At 30.8% G+C, this 15,180-nt stretch carries 28 protein-coding genes; all 28 read right to left on the reverse strand.

Going from position 1 to position 15,180, the window contains the following annotated elements; genetic code table 11:
• Positions 1-11: 11 nt before the first annotated feature.
• On the reverse strand, positions 12-446 hold the full coding sequence (gene rplO / locus ATN01_RS02545; protein ID WP_075433510.1) for a 50S ribosomal protein L15: 435 nt from the start codon (positions 444-446) through the stop codon (positions 12-14).
• 3 nt (positions 447-449) lie between these two features.
• A complete protein-coding gene (rpmD, locus tag ATN01_RS02550; RefSeq protein ID WP_075433511.1) occupies positions 450-629 on the reverse strand; it encodes a 50S ribosomal protein L30 in 180 nt (59 codons plus the stop codon).
• A 10-nt stretch (positions 630-639) separates the two neighbouring features.
• On the reverse strand, positions 640-1,143 hold the full coding sequence (gene rpsE, locus ATN01_RS02555; protein ID WP_075433512.1) for a 30S ribosomal protein S5: 504 nt from the start codon (positions 1,141-1,143) through the stop codon (positions 640-642).
• Between the two features lie 15 nt (positions 1,144-1,158).
• Entirely contained in the window at positions 1,159-1,527 is a 369-nt protein-coding gene (gene rplR / locus ATN01_RS02560; protein ID WP_075433513.1) for a 50S ribosomal protein L18, read from the reverse strand.
• A 1-nt stretch (position 1,528) separates the two neighbouring features.
• A complete protein-coding gene (rplF, locus tag ATN01_RS02565) occupies positions 1,529-2,065 on the reverse strand; it encodes a 50S ribosomal protein L6 (RefSeq protein WP_075433514.1) in 537 nt (178 codons plus the stop codon).
• Between the two features lie 10 nt (positions 2,066-2,075).
• Positions 2,076-2,468, reverse strand: coding sequence for a 30S ribosomal protein S8 (gene rpsH / locus ATN01_RS02570; protein WP_075433515.1), 393 nt, complete (start codon positions 2,466-2,468; stop codon positions 2,076-2,078).
• Positions 2,469-2,499: 31 nt separating this feature from the next.
• Positions 2,500-2,805 carry a 30S ribosomal protein S14 gene (rpsN, locus tag ATN01_RS02575; protein WP_075433516.1) on the reverse strand — a complete coding sequence of 102 codons (306 nt, stop codon included), beginning with the start codon at positions 2,803-2,805 and terminating at the stop codon, positions 2,500-2,502.
• A 9-nt stretch (positions 2,806-2,814) separates the two neighbouring features.
• Positions 2,815-3,360 carry a 50S ribosomal protein L5 gene (rplE, locus tag ATN01_RS02580; RefSeq protein WP_075433517.1) on the reverse strand — a complete coding sequence of 182 codons (546 nt, stop codon included), beginning with the start codon at positions 3,358-3,360 and terminating at the stop codon, positions 2,815-2,817.
• 36 nt (positions 3,361-3,396) lie between these two features.
• The gene (rplX, locus tag ATN01_RS02585; RefSeq protein ID WP_075433518.1) at positions 3,397-3,711 is read right to left on the reverse strand and encodes a 50S ribosomal protein L24; all 315 of its coding nucleotides are present in this window, start codon (positions 3,709-3,711) and stop codon (positions 3,397-3,399) included.
• Between the two features lie 32 nt (positions 3,712-3,743).
• On the reverse strand, positions 3,744-4,112 hold the full coding sequence (rplN, locus tag ATN01_RS02590; RefSeq protein ID WP_075433519.1) for a 50S ribosomal protein L14: 369 nt from the start codon (positions 4,110-4,112) through the stop codon (positions 3,744-3,746).
• A gap of 109 nt (positions 4,113-4,221) precedes the next feature.
• Entirely contained in the window at positions 4,222-4,473 is a 252-nt protein-coding gene (gene rpsQ / locus ATN01_RS02595) for a 30S ribosomal protein S17 (RefSeq protein ID WP_075433520.1), read from the reverse strand.
• A gap of 2 nt (positions 4,474-4,475) precedes the next feature.
• Complete coding sequence (gene rpmC / locus ATN01_RS02600; protein ID WP_075433521.1) at positions 4,476-4,670, reverse strand: 50S ribosomal protein L29; 195 nt, start codon at positions 4,668-4,670, stop codon at positions 4,476-4,478.
• Positions 4,670-5,080: a 50S ribosomal protein L16 gene (gene rplP, locus ATN01_RS02605; RefSeq protein WP_075433522.1), complete on the reverse strand. Its 411-nt coding sequence runs from the start codon at positions 5,078-5,080 to the stop codon at positions 4,670-4,672. The genes rpmC and rplP overlap by 1 nt, the downstream gene beginning before the upstream one ends.
• The gene (rpsC, locus tag ATN01_RS02610; RefSeq protein ID WP_075433523.1) at positions 5,080-5,805 is read right to left on the reverse strand and encodes a 30S ribosomal protein S3; all 726 of its coding nucleotides are present in this window, start codon (positions 5,803-5,805) and stop codon (positions 5,080-5,082) included. Before rpsC ends, rplP begins: the two co-directional genes overlap by 1 nt.
• 18 nt (positions 5,806-5,823) lie before the next feature.
• Complete coding sequence (gene rplV, locus ATN01_RS02615; RefSeq protein ID WP_075433524.1) at positions 5,824-6,156, reverse strand: 50S ribosomal protein L22; 333 nt, start codon at positions 6,154-6,156, stop codon at positions 5,824-5,826.
• A gap of 18 nt (positions 6,157-6,174) precedes the next feature.
• Complete coding sequence (gene rpsS, locus ATN01_RS02620) at positions 6,175-6,453, reverse strand: 30S ribosomal protein S19 (RefSeq protein WP_075433525.1); 279 nt, start codon at positions 6,451-6,453, stop codon at positions 6,175-6,177.
• Between the two features lie 22 nt (positions 6,454-6,475).
• Positions 6,476-7,297, reverse strand: a complete 822-nt coding sequence (gene rplB, locus ATN01_RS02625) for a 50S ribosomal protein L2 (protein WP_075433526.1) — start codon at positions 7,295-7,297, stop codon at positions 6,476-6,478.
• Positions 7,298-7,325: 28 nt separating this feature from the next.
• Positions 7,326-7,628, reverse strand: a complete 303-nt coding sequence (rplW, locus tag ATN01_RS02630) for a 50S ribosomal protein L23 (RefSeq protein WP_075433527.1) — start codon at positions 7,626-7,628, stop codon at positions 7,326-7,328.
• Entirely contained in the window at positions 7,625-8,230 is a 606-nt protein-coding gene (gene rplD / locus ATN01_RS02635) for a 50S ribosomal protein L4 (protein ID WP_075433528.1), read from the reverse strand. The genes rplW and rplD overlap by 4 nt, the downstream gene beginning before the upstream one ends.
• A gap of 17 nt (positions 8,231-8,247) precedes the next feature.
• Positions 8,248-8,877, reverse strand: a complete 630-nt coding sequence (gene rplC, locus ATN01_RS02640; RefSeq protein WP_075433529.1) for a 50S ribosomal protein L3 — start codon at positions 8,875-8,877, stop codon at positions 8,248-8,250.
• Positions 8,878-8,922: 45 nt separating this feature from the next.
• Entirely contained in the window at positions 8,923-9,234 is a 312-nt protein-coding gene (gene rpsJ / locus ATN01_RS02645) for a 30S ribosomal protein S10 (protein WP_009874476.1), read from the reverse strand.
• 328 nt (positions 9,235-9,562) lie between these two features.
• Positions 9,563-10,747, reverse strand: a complete 1,185-nt coding sequence (gene tuf / locus ATN01_RS02650) for an elongation factor Tu (RefSeq protein ID WP_075433530.1) — start codon at positions 10,745-10,747, stop codon at positions 9,563-9,565.
• A gap of 60 nt (positions 10,748-10,807) precedes the next feature.
• Entirely contained in the window at positions 10,808-12,916 is a 2,109-nt protein-coding gene (fusA, locus tag ATN01_RS02655; RefSeq protein WP_075433531.1) for an elongation factor G, read from the reverse strand.
• Between the two features lie 109 nt (positions 12,917-13,025).
• Positions 13,026-13,496, reverse strand: a complete 471-nt coding sequence (gene rpsG / locus ATN01_RS02660) for a 30S ribosomal protein S7 (RefSeq protein ID WP_075433532.1) — start codon at positions 13,494-13,496, stop codon at positions 13,026-13,028.
• 72 nt (positions 13,497-13,568) lie between these two features.
• Complete coding sequence (gene rpsL / locus ATN01_RS02665; protein WP_075433533.1) at positions 13,569-13,943, reverse strand: 30S ribosomal protein S12; 375 nt, start codon at positions 13,941-13,943, stop codon at positions 13,569-13,571.
• Between the two features lie 119 nt (positions 13,944-14,062).
• Positions 14,063-14,350, reverse strand: a complete 288-nt coding sequence (gene tusB, locus ATN01_RS02670) for a sulfurtransferase complex subunit TusB (protein ID WP_075433534.1) — start codon at positions 14,348-14,350, stop codon at positions 14,063-14,065.
• An 11-nt stretch (positions 14,351-14,361) separates the two neighbouring features.
• Positions 14,362-14,721, reverse strand: a complete 360-nt coding sequence (gene tusC / locus ATN01_RS02675) for a sulfurtransferase complex subunit TusC (RefSeq protein ID WP_075433535.1) — start codon at positions 14,719-14,721, stop codon at positions 14,362-14,364.
• Positions 14,722-14,739: 18 nt separating this feature from the next.
• A complete protein-coding gene (gene tusD, locus ATN01_RS02680) occupies positions 14,740-15,126 on the reverse strand; it encodes a sulfurtransferase complex subunit TusD (RefSeq protein ID WP_075433536.1) in 387 nt (128 codons plus the stop codon).
• Positions 15,127-15,180 lie beyond the last annotated feature (54 nt).

A 15,180-nucleotide genomic window follows, 5' to 3' on the forward strand; every position in this document is an offset into this window, starting at 1 on the left:
ATTCTTATTTCTTACCCTTCAATTTTACCACCAGAATGTTCTATATCATTACGAACACCTTTACTTACAAGCAAACCTCGTATAATTAGGGGAGATTTAGATTTTCCTGTAAAAATGATTTTGACATATTTAATGTTTTTCTTAATAACACCTTCTGTTTTTAATAAATTAAGAGTAATTATGTTTGTGGATAAATTTGTTATATCTTTTAAACGTACTTCAGCAGTAATGTTTTTTTTCTGAGAATTAAAACCAAATTTAGGAAGTCGTCTATATAAAGGCATTTGTCCTCCCTCAAACCCACGACGAATACTACTACCTGATCTAGATTTTTGACCTTTATGACCTCGACCTGCAGTTTTTCCTAAACCAGAACCGATACCTCGAGCTAATCTTTTACGATTACGATGTGCTCCAAATATTGGAGAAAGAGTGTTTAAATACATACTTTATTCCTCTTTTACTTGGACAATATAAGAAATTTTTTTTACCATACCTTGAATTGACGATGTATCTCGACGAATGACAGTATGTCCAATATAACGTAATCCTAAACCTCTTAAAGTTTTTTTATGTTTAGGTAATCTTCCTATAGCACTTTTTATTTGAGTAATTTTAATATTTTTCATAAAGTAAAATTTATCCTAATATATCTTCAACACGTTTATTTCTTTTAGCAGCTATCATTTCTGGAGACTTCATATTCATTAAACCATTTATAGTAGCTCTAACAACATTAATGGGATTAGTAGAACCGTAAGTTTTAGCTAACACATTATGCACACCCGCTACTTCAAATACTGCACGCATAGCACCACCTGCAATAATTCCAGTTCCATCAGAAGCTGGTTTCATAAAAACGTTTGATCCAGTGTGCGACCCTTTTAATGAATGCTGTAATGTTTTATTAACTAATGGTATAACAATCATATTACGTCTGGCTTTTTCCATAGCTTTTTGTATAGCAGCAGGAACTTCACGTGCTTTCCCATAACCAAAACCAACTCGACCGTTGCCATTTCCAACCACTGTCAATGCTGTAAAAGAAAATATACGACCACCTTTGACAGTTTTTGAAACACGATTTACTGTTATTAGTTTTTCTTGTAAATCATTATTATTTTTTTTCTCAATATTGGCCATTCTATAATTTTCACCTTAAAACTTAAGCCCAAATGCGCGCGCAGATTTTGCTAATTCTTTTATACGACCATGATATTTAAAACCAGATCGATCAAAAGAAACGTTATGTATTCCCTTTGATAAAGCTCTTTCTGCAATAATTCTTCCTATTATTTTTGCAGATTTTTTATTACCTGTGTATTTTAAATTGACATTTATTTTTTTTTCTAAAGTTGAAGCAAATGCTAAGACTTTAGATTCTTTTGAAGAAATAATTTGAGCATATATATGCCGTGAAGTACGGTGTATAACTAATCGAATAACACCTAATGCTTTCATTTTACAACGTGTTTTCATATATCGTCGAATACGAGCAGTAATTTTACTTTTACTTGTAATAATCATGTTATTTCTTTTTCGCCTCTTTTATACGTACAATTTCATCTGCATAACGAATACCTTTTCCTTTATAAGGTTCAGGAATACGATAAGCACGTAAATTAGAAGCGACTTGTCCTACTAATTGCTTGTCTATTCCTTGAATGATTATTTCTGTTGGAGAAGGAGCATCTACACTAATACCTTGAGGTAAAGCATAAATAATAGGATGAGAATAACCTAAAGACATAGTAATTGTATTATTTTCTGTAATTGAAATGCGATATCCAACTCCAGAAAGTTGTAATTTTTTAATAAATTTTTTCGACACACCTATAATCATAGAGTTTACAAGAGCTCTTGATGTACCAGCTTGCGCCCAACCATCAGGAAAAGTTGATCGAGGTATAAACATAATTGTATTATTTAAATATTGAACTTTAACTGATTTATGAATAATACGTGAAAGATGTCCATATTTCCCTTTAATTGATATTTTTTGTAAATCTAATTGCACTTTAATGTCAATTGGAACTATAATTGGACGTTTAGCAACACGAGACATTATTCCTCCATTAAGCTACATAACAAACAATCTCACCTCCAAGACCTATTTGACGAGCCTGACGGTCAGTCATAATGCCTTGAGAAGTAGAGATGACAGCAATTCCTAGATTATCCATCACAGTCGGTAATTTATTCTTTTTTTGGTATATTCGTAAACTAGGACGACTAACACGCTGAATTTTTTCTATAACAGGTTTTCCTTTAAAATATTTTAAAATTATTTTTAATTCTAATTTAGATGTACCTATTATATTAAAATCTTTTATGAAACCTTCTTTTTTCAATAATTTAATAATTGATTTTTTTAATTTAGATGAAGGCATTGTTACAGAATATTTGTTGGCTAATTGAGCATTTCTAATGCGAGTCAACATATCTGCTACTGGGTCTTGCATACTCATTTTAAAACTCCAAAAAATTAAAAAGTATATTTTACCAACTAGCTTTTTTTAAACCAGGTATTTCGCCTTTCATAGCAGCTTCTCGGACCTTAATCCGACTGAGTCCAAATTTACGCAAAAACGCATGAGGTCGTCCAGTTTGACGACATCTATTTCTTTGACGAGATGGACTAGAATCACGTGGGAAAGATTGTAACTTTAGAACTGCATTCCAACGTTCTTCTTCTGATAAATTTGTATTAGAAATAATTTTTTTTAGTGCAATACGTTGTACATAAAATTTATTAGCTAGTTTTACACGTTTTATTTCTCGTTCTTTCATGGATTCTTTAGCCATTGAATAACCTTAATGTTGCTTGCGAAAAGGAAAATGAAATGCAGATAATAATAAATAACCTTCTTTATCATTTTTCGCTGTAGTACTTATAGTAATATCTAATCCACGTACTCGATCAATTTTATCATAATCAATTTCAGGAAAAATTATCTGTTCGCGTATGCCTAAACTATAATTTCCTTTACCATCGAAAGAGTTCATTGATAAACCACGAAAATCGCGAATACGAGGAATAGCAATAATAATTAAACGTTCAAAAAAATCCCATTTTCTTTGACCACGTAATGTCACTTTACATCCAATAGGATAACCTTGACGAATTTTAAAACCGGATACTGATTTACGAGCTTTAGTAATTAACGGTTTTTGACCAGATATAGCTGTTAAATCTGCAATTGCGTTATTTAATATCTTTTTGTCAGAAGCTGCAGTACCCACACCCATGTTTAAAGTTATTTTTGCAATTTTAGGAACTTGCATAGTAGAACTATAATTTAGTGTGAGCATCAGTTCTTTAATTACTTTCAATTTATAATAATTATAAAGTGTTGCCATTATTTTTATATTAACTCCTTTTAAGATCACTCTAGATTATTTAATCACTTGACCATCAGATTTAAAAAATCTGATTTTTTTTCCTTTCTCAAATCTAAAACCAACGCGATCTGCCTTATTAGATTTAGGATTGAAAATAGCAATATTAGATATTTGAATAGGTGCTTCTTTTTCAATAATACCACCGCTGTTATTCTGGGCAGGAATTGGTTTTTGATGTTTTTTAATTATATTTAAACCATTTATAATAGCTTTATTGGAAGATAATATACTTTTAATAATACCTTTTTTACCTTTGTCTTTCCCAGTTAGTATAATAACTTCATCATTACGACGTAACTTTGATGCCATCTGTGATTCCTTTAAAAATAAAATTTTATTAACTAAAGAACTTCTGGAGCTAATGAAATAATTTTCATAAATTTTTCTGTTCTAAGTTCACGAGTAACCGGTCCAAAAATTCGAGTCCCTATCGGTTGTTCATTATTGTTTAATACCACACAAGCATTTGTATCAAACCGAATAATAGAACCATCTGATCGTTTCACTCCCTTTTTTGTTCTTACTATTACAGCTTTCAATACCTCTCCTTTTTTTACTTTTGCTTTAGGTATTGCTTCTTTTATACTAATTTTAATAATATCGCCGATACCTGCATATCGACGATGCGAACCACCTAATACTTTAATACACATAGCAGAACGAGCTCCAGAGTTATCTGCTACCTGTAAAATTGTTTGTTCTTGAATCATATTTTTAATGCCTTACTTGCTTTTATTTAAGTATTTAAAAAATAATTTTATTATAACATTAGTTCTAATTTTAATAATAAAAAACATAGGAAATTGATTTTTTAATTTTTTATAAAACAGATTTTTCCACAATACGTATTAAAATCCAAGATTTTGTTTTAGATATTGGACGAGATTCTTTAATTTCTATTAAATCACCGATAGAACATTCATTTTTTTCGTCATGAACATGTAATTTTGTAGTTCTTTTAATGAATTTTTTATAAATAGCATGTTTTATAAATCGTTCAATAGTAACTACAGCAGATTTTTGCATTTTATTGCTAAGAACACGACCTTGTAAAGTACGAGTTTTTTCCATTTCTAATTGCCTTTTTTTTCTGTCAATAACGTCTTCACTTGTGCAATGTTTCGTCTCACTTTTTTTAATAAATGAGGTTGTTTTAATTTTCCAGAAACAGATTGCATACGAAGATTAAACTGTTCTCGAAGTAATTGTATAAGCTCTGATTTCAGATCTTTTTCATTTTTTTTTCGTAATTTTACTATTTCTTTCATTACATCACCATTTTAGTCACAAAAATAGTTTTTATTGGTAATTTTGCTGCTGCTAACTTAAATGCTTCACGTGATTCTTCTTCAGTAACTCCATCTAATTCATAAAGAATTTTTCCAGGTTGCACTAAAGCTACCCAATACTCAACATTTCCTTTACCTTTTCCCATTCTAACTTCTAATGGTTTTTGAGTTATAGGTTTATCTGGGAAAATACGTATCCACATTTTACCTTGTCTTTTAATACAGCGAGTTATGGTTCTTCTTGCAGATTCAATTTGACGAGCTGTTAAACGTCCTCGATCAATAGCTTTTAAACCGAAAGAACCAAAATTAATGTTAGTACCAGAAGCGAGACCACGATTTCGTCCCTTGTGCATTTTGCGAAATTTAGTACGTTTTGGTTGTAACATTATTTATCTCCTATCCTTCTTGTTTTTATTTTCGATTTTGACGATTTTATTTTTTTTTGAACAGAAGGTTTTTCTAGCTTGTCTACCGCTGCCATACCACCTAATATTTCACCTTTAAAAATCCATACTTTAACACCTATGACACCATATGTCGTGTGAGCTTCGGAAACGTTATAATCAATATTTGCACGTAATGTATGTAACGGAACTCTACCTTCTCTATACCATTCTCTACGAGCTATCTCTGCTCCACCTAACCGACCACTCACTTCTACTTTAATACCTTTTGCACCTTGTCGCATAGCATTTTGAACAGATCTTTTCATAGCACGTCTAAACATTACTCTTCTTTCTAATTGAGCCGTAATATTATTGGAAACAAGTTTAGCATCTAGTTCTGGTTTACGTACTTCAGAAATATTGATTTGAACTGGAACACCAGTAATTTTAGCTATAGTTATTTTCAATTTTTCTACATCTTCACCTTTTTTCCCGATCACAATACCTGGTCTTGCAGTATAAATAGTAACGCGTATACTTTTTGCAGGTCTTTCAATAATAATTCGAGAAATTGATGCTTTAGATAACTCTTTCATTAAAAACTGACGAACTTTATAATCACTGTTTAAATTATCCGCAAAATCTTTAGTATTAGAAAACCACACTGAATTCCATTTTTTTATTATACCTAGTCGCATTCCATTAGGATGTACTTTCTGACCCATTATTATTTCTCCTCGATATTAACGATCAGATACAACTACAGTAATATGACTAGTACGTTTTAAAATACGATCTGCACGTCCTTTAGCACGTGGCATCATTCTTTTCATGGTTGAACCTTCATTAATAAAAATTTGTTTGATTACTAATTGATCTATATCTACACCATTGTTATGTTCTGCGTTTGCTATTGCCGATTCTAATACTTTCTTTACTAAGATAGCGGCTTTTTTTTTGTTGTACGTTAAAATATTTAGTGCATGTGGAACTTTTTTACCACGAATGAGATTTGCAATTAAACGTACTTTTTGTGCAGAAGATTTGGCTTGACGATGTTGAGCTAATGTTTCCATTTACACTTCCTCTTATCTTTAACGTTTTTTTACTTTTTTGTCAGCAGTGTGTCCTCTATAAGTTCGAGTTAAAGAAAATTCACCTAATTTATGTCCTACCATTTCTTCTGTAATATATACAGGAATATGATGACGACCATTGTGAACAGATATGGTTAATCCGACCATATTAGGGAAAATTGTTGAACGTCTAGACCAAGTTTTGATCGGTTTTTTATCACTTTTTTTTATTGATTTTTCTACTTTATTAAACAAACTAATATCAATATAAGGACCTTTCTTAAGAGAACGCGGCATATTAAAATGATCCTCTCTGAGATTATTTAACACGATGACGTAAAATAAACTTTTCAGTACGTTTATTTCTACGAGTTTTTTTACCTTTAGTTTGAACACCCCAAGGGCTAACAGGATGTTTACCAAAGTTTCTTCCTTCACCACCTCCATGCGGATGATCAACAGGATTCATTGCTGTACCCCGAACAGTAGGACGTATCCCCTTCCAACGAGAAGCTCCTGCTTTTCCTAAAACTGTTAACATATGTTCAGAATTGCCAACTTCACCAATAGTAGCTCTACAATTAGATGGTATTTTTCGCATTTCACCTGATCGTAATCGTAACGTAGCGTATGCTTTATCACATGCAACCAATTGTGTATAACTTCCTGCAGAACGTGCTATTTGCCCACCTTTTCCTGGTTTCATTTCAACATTATGTATAAGTGTACCAACTGGTATTTTGTCAATCGGCAAGCAGTTACCTATTTTAACAGCTGAATGTATACCAGACATTACAATATCTCCTATTCGCAAATTTTTTGCTGCTAAGATATAATTTCTCTGTCCATCTCTATATAATATTAACGCAATATTAGAAGAACGATTAGGATCATATTCCAATCTTTCTACAACAGCTTCTATATTATCTTTCTGTCTTTTAAAATCTATAATACGATATGCTTTTTTATGTCCACCACCGATATGTCGGGTTGTGATCCTGCCATTATTATTACGTCCTCCACTTTTATTTTTTTTCTTTAGAAGTAAAGAATATGGTTTTCCTTTATATAATTCTGTATTAATAACTTTAATAACATGACGACGACCTGGAGATGTTGGTTTGCATTTAACAATTGCCATTGTTTTTTCCTTAAATTTACTCTGCATTTTAATCTGCATTACCTATAAAATCTAAATTGTACCCTTTTTTAACTTTAATATAGGCTTTCTTCCAATTACTTTTCTGAATAATACGGTTAGATTGACGCTTTTTTTTTCCTTTTATTCTTAGAGTTTTGACGCTTTCAATTTCTACATTAAATATTTTTTTTACTGCATATTTTATTTCATATTTAGTCGCATTGTATAATACTTTTAAAACAACGGTATTAAACTTTTCTGTAGAAATAGAAGATTTTTCAGATATATGTGGAGACCGTAAGATTGTAAACAAACGCTCTTTAGAGATCATGAAAGTATTTCCTCTATTTGTTTTACTGCATCAACCGTAATAATTACATATTCAAACGCAATTAAACTAATAGGATCTATAGAACGAACATCTTTAACATCAACTGAATATAAATTCCTAGATGCAAGTAATAAATTATTGTCTATTGTGTTAGTAATAATAAGAACATTGTTTAAATCTATTTCTTTCAATTTTTGTACTAACAATTTTGTTTTAGGTGAATTTAAAGAAAAATTTTTAAAAACAATTAATCTTTTCTGACGTATTAATTCAGAAAAAATACTTTTTAATGCGCCACGATACATTTTTTTATTAACTTTTTGACTATAATCTTGTGGTTTTGCAGCAAATGTTACACCACCAGATCGCCATATTGGACTTCTAATAGATCCTGCACGTGCACGACCTGTGCCTTTTTGACGCCATGGTTTTCTACCTGATCCAGAAACTTCAGAACGATTTTTTTGAGCTTTTGTCCCTTGCCGCATAGATGCTGAATAAGAAATAACAACTTGATGAATTAGAGCTTTATTAAAATCACGACCAAAAATGATTTCAGAAACATTAAGAATACTTTGTACGTCTTTCACTACTAATTCCATTCTTTGCTCCTCACTACTCAAACCTTAATAGCTGGTTTAACAATAAGATTACCACCAGTAGCACCAGGAACAGCGCCTTTTACTAAAAGAAGATTTTTTCTATCATCAATCTTTACTATATTTAAACTTTGTACGGTAACACGATGATTACCTAATTGTCCTGCCATTTTTTTACCTTTAAAAACCCTACCAGGAGTTTGATTCTGACCAATAGAACCAGGCACTCTATGAGATAGAGAATTTCCATGAGTTGCGTCTTGAGTATTAAAATTCCAACGTTTTACTGTACCACAAAAACCTTTTCCTTTAGAAAAACCTGTAACATCTACTTTTTTTATATTTTTGAAAAAATTTATTTGAATTTTTTGTCCAACTTGAAAAATCTCTTCTGAATTAATTCTAAACTCCCATAAACCTCGTCCAGGAACAACACCAGATTTTAAAAAATGACCTGAGTTTGGTTTATTTAATTTATTAGTCTTAATAACACCAGTTGTGACCTGAATGGCATCATAAAAATCAGTATTTAAAGTTTTTACTTGTGTAATTCGATTTTCTTGTAGTTCAATTACTGTCACTGGAATCGAAGCACCTTCTTTATTAAAAATACGAGTCATACCAAGTTTTTTGCCAACTAAACCAATCATTTGTTTAATACCTTAATCGTATACATCTCTAGTATTTATTGCTCATCAACCTAAACTAATTTGTACATCTACACCGGCAGCGAGGTCTAAACGCATGAGTGCATCAACAGTTTTCTCAGTAGGTTCTACTATATCAATTAAACGTTTGTGTGTACGAATTTCATATTGATCACGAGCATCCTTATTAACATGTGGAGAAACTAAAATAGTAAAACGTTCTTTGCGAGTAGGGAGTGGAATCGGTCCACGTACCTGAGCACCAGTTCTTTTTGCTGTCTCAACAATTTCTGTTGTTGATTGATCTATTAATCTATGATCAAAAGCTTTTAATCGGATACGAATTCTTTGGTTCTGCATTAGCTCAGAACTCCAGTTATATACACATTAGAAATTTTACCTGCTTCGGATGAATATATGTGCCGAAGTAGATGTAGTTAATTATTATATAACTCCTATGTTAGGAGTATTTTTTTTATATATATCAAAAAAAAAATATATATAAAAGTGTAAATTTATTTAAAATAATTTTTTGTCTTATATTATATAAATCTGTATTTTAAAATGAAAAAAATTATTAAAAATAATCATGATAATCAATTTTAATCAAGAAAAGAGCATTTTATACTCTTTTCTTAATAAATTCAACTAGATATAAAAAATAAAAAATATTGCAAATAGAAAATTATTAATTTAAAACTTTAGAAACTACACCAGCACCGACGGTACGACCACCTTCACGTATAGCAAATCGTAATCCATCAGTCATAGCAATAGGATTAATTAAAGTAACAGTCATTTTTACATTATCACCTGGCATAACCATTTCAATGCCTTCAGGTAATTCAATAGAACCAGTTACATCAGTAGTTCTAAAATAAAACTGAGGACGATATCCCTTAAAAAATGGAGTATGGCGCCCACCTTCTTCTTTGGATAGAACATAAACTTCAGACTCAAATGTTGTATGTGGGTGGATACTGCCTGGTTTTGCTAAAACTTGACCCCTTTCAATTTCATCACGTTTTGTACCACGAAGTAAAACACCTACGTTTTCTCCAGCTCGACCTTCATCTAATAACTTTCTAAACATTTCTACACCAGTACAAGTAGTTTTTGTTGTTTTTTTTATTCCAACAATTTCTACTTCCTCACCAACTTTAACAACACCTTTTTCTACTCGACCAGTCACTACTGTTCCTCTTCCTGATATAGAAAAAACATCTTCTATTGGTAATAAAAAAGGTTGATCTATTGCTCGTTTAGGTTCAGGAATATAACTGTCTAAAAATTTAGATAAATCAATAATTTTTGCTTCCCATTCAGGATCACCTTCTAATGCTTTAAGAGCTGAACCACGAATAATAGGAGTATTGTCTCCAGGAAAATCATACTGTGTTAATAAATCACGAACCTCCATTTCTACTAATTCAAGTAATTCTTCATCATCTACCATATCACATTTATTAAGAAAGACAACAATGTAAGGAACTCCTACTTGTCTTCCAAGTAAAATATGTTCACGAGTTTGAGGCATAGGACCATCAGTTGCAGCTACTACTAAAATAGCACCATCCATTTGAGCTGCCCCAGTGATCATATTTTTTATATAGTCAGCATGACCAGGACAATCTACATGAGCATAATGTCTCAACTCTGTGTCATATTCTACATGAGAAGTATTAATTGTAATGCCTCTAGCTTTTTCTTCTGGAGCATTATCTATTTGATCAAAAGCACGTGCAGAACCGCCATATTTTTTAGATAAAACAGTTGTAATTGCGGCAGTTAAAGTAGTTTTACCATGATCTACATGACCAATAGTTCCTACATTTATATGAGGTTTTAAACGCTGAAATTTTTCTTTAGACATTAATTGATTCCTTAAATGATATATTTTTATAAAAAACATTATATATATTATATAAAACTTTTACTTTTCTCTGTTTTCAATAATAGTTGTAGAAATGTTAGCAGGTGCTTCTATATATTTTAAAAATTCCATAGAATATGAAGCTCTTCCTTGAGTTTGAGAACGCAAATCAGTAGCATAACCGAACATCTCAGATAAAGGCACGCATGCTTTAATAATTTTTCCAATTGATAAATCTTTCATACCTTCAATAATGCCTCTTCTACGATTTAAATCACCAATAACATCTCCCATATAATCATCTGGAGTTTCCACCTCTACTTTCATAATAGGTTCTAATAAAACTGGATTTGCTTTCTTAAATCCATCTTTAAATGCAAAAGAAGCCGCTAATTTAAATGCTAATTCAGAAGAATCAACATCATGATAAGAACCAAAGTAAAGACGCACACCAATATCTACTACTGGATATCCAGCTAATGGACCATATTTCAGTTGTTCTTGAATTCCTTTATCAATAGCTGAAATATATTCGTTAGGTATAACTCCTCCTTTTATATCATTTATGAAGACATAACCTGAACCTCCCGGTTCTAATGGAAATAATTCTATAACAACATGACCATATTGGCCTCTTCCACCTGATTGTTTAATATGTTTACCTTCAATATCTTTTACTTTTTTTAAAATAGTTTCACGATATGCTACTTGAGGTTTACCAATGTTAGCATCTACACTAAATTCTCTTTTCATACGATCAACAATGATTTCTAAATGTAGTTCACCCATTCCAGAAATGATGGTTTGATTTGACTCTTGATCAGTGCACACTCGAAAAGATGGATCTTCTTTTGCTAATCTTGCTAAGGCTAAGCCCATTTTTTCTTGATCTACTTTTGTTTTAGGTTCTACAGAAATAGATATAACTGGCTCTGGAAACTCCATTTTTTCCAATATGATCGGTTGATTTAAATCACATAAAGTATCTCCAGTAGTAACATCTTTTAAACCAATAGCTGCAGCAATATCACCAGCATAAACTTCTTTTATTTCTTCTCTTTTGTTCGCATGCATTTGAACAATTCTACCAAATCTTTCTTTTTGAGTTTTAACAGAATTAAATACAATATCTCCACATTTTACAACTCCCGAATAAACACGAAAAAAAGTTAAATTACCTACGAACGGATCGTTGGCAATCTTAAATGCTAATGCAGAAAAAGGAGCTGTATCATTTGAAGATCTAATTTCAGGAGTATTTATATGATCATTTAATACACCTTTGATATCTTGAATATCATTAGGAGCAGGTAAATATTCAATGATTGCATCTAATAATGTTTGCACGCCTTTATTTTTAAACGCTGAACCACAAGTAACAAGTATAATTTCATCATTTAAAGCTCTTTTCCTTAAGCTAGATTTAATCTCTTCTTCAGATAAAGCAATACCATTTAAATATTTTTCTAAAAGATCTTCATCAGATTCAACAGCGGATTCAATTAAATTTTGATGCCATTTTTCCGCCAAAACATACATATCTTTAGGAATTTCATCATAATTAAAACTCACACCTTGATCAAAATCTTGCCAATAAATTGCCTTCATTTTTATTAAATCTATAATACCGATAAAATTATCTTCAGAACCAATAGCTAATTGTAAAGGAACAGCATTGGCTCCTAAACGTTTTTTAATTTGTTTTACTACCTTCAAAAAATTAGCTCCCATACGATCCATTTTATTAACAAAAGCTATACGAGGAACTTTATATTTATTAGCTTGTCGCCAAACAGTTTCTGATTGTGGTTGTACTCCTCCTACTGCACAGTAAACCATAACAGCTCCATCTAATACACGCATTGATCTTTCTACTTCTATGGTAAAATCAACATGTCCAGGTGTATCAATAATATTGATTCTATGCGGTTTAAATTGCTTTGCCATACCACTCCAAAAAGCTGTAGTTGCAGCGGATGTAATAGTAATACCTCTTTCTTGCTCTTGTTCCATCCAGTCCATAGTGGCAGCACCGTCATGAACTTCCCCAATTTTATGATTAATTCCTGTATAAAATAAAATCCTTTCTGTAGTAGTTGTTTTTCCAGCATCTATATGAGCGCTAATTCCAATATTACGATACCGAGAAATTGGTGTTATACGAGACATTATTTTTCTCTTATGTCTAAATTTTTAAAAATTAAACTCTATCAAACTCATTAAGATCATTGTCTCAATATAATTTATATATCATATATATAATAAAAGTTTAACAAAATTACCAACGATAATGAGCAAAAGCTTTATTAGCTTCTGCCATTCGATGCACTTCTTCTCTTTTTTTTACTGCTGTTCCTTTGTTTTCAACTGCATCATATAATTCATTTGATAAGCGTAAAGACATAGATTTATCTGTACGTTTACGAGCAGATTCTACAATCCAACGCATAGCTAAAGCATTTCTCCGAACTGGACGTACTTCTACTGGGACTTGATATGTTGAACCACCGACGCGACGAGATTTCACTTCTACTGTTGGACGTACATTTTCTAAAGCAATTTCAAATGCTTCTAACTCTTTTTTTTCTGTACGTTGAGATAAATTTTTTAATGCAGTATAGACAATAACTTCAGCAATAGATTTTTTACCATCTATCATGAGAATATTAATAAATTTAGCTAATAATTCTGAACAAAATTTTGGATCTGGTAAAATTTTTCGAGATCCAATAATACGACGACGTGGCATAACAACCCCATATAATTTAAATAAATGTAAATAATTAATAATATTGTAAGATTGATATCTAAAACAATGTATTTAAGTTTTAGGTTTTTTAACTCCATATTTAGAACGACCTTTTTTACGTTCTTTCACACCAGCACAATCTAACGAACCTCTAATGACATGATATCGTACTCCAGGTAAATCTTTAACTCGACCTCCTCTTATCAAAATAACAGAATGTTCTTGTAAGTTATGACCTTCACCTCCAATATAAGCAGTAACTTCAAATCCATTAGTTAATCTTACTCGACATACTTTACGAAGTGCTGAATTAGGTTTTTTAGGAGTCGTGGTATACACCCTAGTACAAACACCTCTTTTTTGAGGACTTCCTTCTAATGCGGGAACATTACTTTTAGTTACTTTTCGTAAACGAGGTTTACGGACCAATTGATTAACTGTGGCCATAGAAACTCCTATTTCTAATTGATTTTTTAAAAAAATATCAAGATAATATAAATATCACGATTCTTCTATATATGAAGATTTTTAGGTTGGATATAATAAATTAACTTTAAACTGGTATTTTACCAAGTCATTTGTTGTTTATGTTTAAGTGTCAATGAAACGAAATGAATATAACTAATTAAAACAAATTTATTAGAGATATTTTTTTGGATACCTCTAGCATAAACATCGTCTTTTATAAGATATAATTTTGCTGAGGACATGATTATATTTTTTAAAAAAATATTATCTATTAATCCAATCAATACACCATCTTGAAGAGCTAAAAAAGAATCTGATGTTTTTAACATACTTGTAAGCAGCGAAATATTGCTCAAAAAAGGAGATTTCATTAAAGTATGTAACATATTTATGTACCTTAAAAATTAATAATTGCATCATAGCTGACTAACTTTAAACGCAAAACACATGAATCTAATACATTTACATTTAATATAAAATTTGTGTTAAAATTTAAACCTCTTTCTAATAAAGATGATTTACAACAATAAAAATTTTTAATATTATAGAAAGATAATATTGAAAAAGCAGAAGTATAATTTCGTGCTAAAATTCTTTCCGAACGATAACTTTTTATTAATTGTAATACACCATCACCAATAAAAAATAAACTGATTTTTTTTAAAATAGAAGACACACCAAAAATAGCATCTAGTCCTTCTCTACCAAAACTAGTTCCATGTGGTGAATGCGAAAAAACAAAAGCAATTTTGTTCATGATATTAAATATACCAAATTAAAATTGTATTATACGGTCACATATTTTTATAGAATGAGCTAATTCTATTAATCCACTTAATTCAAAATAGAGTGCTACATTACCTTTTTTAGAACATATATTTGAAGTTTTTTCATCTTCTGATACACCTCGTCTAAGAGCTGCGCTATTGCAAACATATAACTTTACTTTATATTTTTTATTTAATTTTTGCCATGCTTTAATAAGATTAAACTCATCACTTGCGGGCGTAGTTATTTTGTTAGCATTAAGTACACCATCACAATAAAAAAACACACTATGTAATTTATGTTTTGTTTTGACTAAAGATTGACAAAAAAGAAATGCAGTACTTGAATTTTGTGTTCCATAAACAGCACCTGTCACTAATATTGTATAATTCATATTAAAGTTTTCATAAGAATTTAGACGAAGATAAAATGTTAAACGTTAATTATT

This window comes from Buchnera aphidicola (Diuraphis noxia), assembly GCF_001700895.1.
GTDB lineage: Bacteria > Pseudomonadota > Gammaproteobacteria > Enterobacterales > Enterobacteriaceae > Buchnera > Buchnera aphidicola_D.

Bases quoted from the DNA above. Each gene is read 5' to 3' on its own strand.
- rplO (WP_075433510.1), bottom strand. From the start codon at position 446: ATGTATTTAAACACTCTTTCTCCAATATTTGGAGCACATCGTAATCGT.
- rpmD (WP_075433511.1), bottom strand. From the start codon at position 629: ATGAAAAATATTAAAATTACTCAAATAAAAAGTGCTATAGGAAGATTA.
- rpsE (WP_075433512.1), bottom strand. From the start codon at position 1,143: ATGGCCAATATTGAGAAAAAAAATAATAATGATTTACAAGAAAAACTA.
- rplR (WP_075433513.1), bottom strand. From the start codon at position 1,527: ATGATTATTACAAGTAAAAGTAAAATTACTGCTCGTATTCGACGATAT.
- rplF (WP_075433514.1), bottom strand. From the start codon at position 2,065: ATGTCTCGTGTTGCTAAACGTCCAATTATAGTTCCAATTGACATTAAA.
- rpsH (WP_075433515.1), bottom strand. From the start codon at position 2,468: ATGAGTATGCAAGACCCAGTAGCAGATATGTTGACTCGCATTAGAAAT.
- rpsN (WP_075433516.1), bottom strand. From the start codon at position 2,805: ATGGCTAAAGAATCCATGAAAGAACGAGAAATAAAACGTGTAAAACTA.
- rplE (WP_075433517.1), bottom strand. From the start codon at position 3,360: ATGGCAACACTTTATAATTATTATAAATTGAAAGTAATTAAAGAACTG.
- rplX (WP_075433518.1), bottom strand. From the start codon at position 3,711: ATGGCATCAAAGTTACGTCGTAATGATGAAGTTATTATACTAACTGGG.
- rplN (WP_075433519.1), bottom strand. From the start codon at position 4,112: ATGATTCAAGAACAAACAATTTTACAGGTAGCAGATAACTCTGGAGCT.
- rpsQ (WP_075433520.1), bottom strand. From the start codon at position 4,473: ATGGAAAAAACTCGTACTTTACAAGGTCGTGTTCTTAGCAATAAAATG.
- rpmC (WP_075433521.1), bottom strand. From the start codon at position 4,670: ATGAAAGAAATAGTAAAATTACGAAAAAAAAATGAAAAAGATCTGAAA.
- rplP (WP_075433522.1), bottom strand. From the start codon at position 5,080: ATGTTACAACCAAAACGTACTAAATTTCGCAAAATGCACAAGGGACGA.
- rpsC (WP_075433523.1), bottom strand. From the start codon at position 5,805: ATGGGTCAGAAAGTACATCCTAATGGAATGCGACTAGGTATAATAAAA.
- rplV (WP_075433524.1), bottom strand. From the start codon at position 6,156: ATGGAAACATTAGCTCAACATCGTCAAGCCAAATCTTCTGCACAAAAA.
- rpsS (WP_075433525.1), bottom strand. From the start codon at position 6,453: ATGCCGCGTTCTCTTAAGAAAGGTCCTTATATTGATATTAGTTTGTTT.
- rplB (WP_075433526.1), bottom strand. From the start codon at position 7,297: ATGGCAATTGTTAAATGCAAACCAACATCTCCAGGTCGTCGTCATGTT.
- rplW (WP_075433527.1), bottom strand. From the start codon at position 7,628: ATGATCTCTAAAGAGCGTTTGTTTACAATCTTACGGTCTCCACATATA.
- rplD (WP_075433528.1), bottom strand. From the start codon at position 8,230: ATGGAATTAGTAGTGAAAGACGTACAAAGTATTCTTAATGTTTCTGAA.
- rplC (WP_075433529.1), bottom strand. From the start codon at position 8,877: ATGATTGGTTTAGTTGGCAAAAAACTTGGTATGACTCGTATTTTTAAT.
- rpsJ (WP_009874476.1), bottom strand. From the start codon at position 9,234: ATGCAGAACCAAAGAATTCGTATCCGATTAAAAGCTTTTGATCATAGA.
- tuf (WP_075433530.1), bottom strand. From the start codon at position 10,747: ATGTCTAAAGAAAAATTTCAGCGTTTAAAACCTCATATAAATGTAGGA.
- fusA (WP_075433531.1), bottom strand. From the start codon at position 12,916: ATGTCTCGTATAACACCAATTTCTCGGTATCGTAATATTGGAATTAGC.
- rpsG (WP_075433532.1), bottom strand. From the start codon at position 13,496: ATGCCACGTCGTCGTATTATTGGATCTCGAAAAATTTTACCAGATCCA.
- rpsL (WP_075433533.1), bottom strand. From the start codon at position 13,943: ATGGCCACAGTTAATCAATTGGTCCGTAAACCTCGTTTACGAAAAGTA.
- tusB (WP_075433534.1), bottom strand. From the start codon at position 14,350: ATGTTACATACTTTAATGAAATCTCCTTTTTTGAGCAATATTTCGCTG.
- tusC (WP_075433535.1), bottom strand. From the start codon at position 14,721: ATGAACAAAATTGCTTTTGTTTTTTCGCATTCACCACATGGAACTAGT.
- tusD (WP_075433536.1), bottom strand. From the start codon at position 15,126: ATGAATTATACAATATTAGTGACAGGTGCTGTTTATGGAACACAAAAT.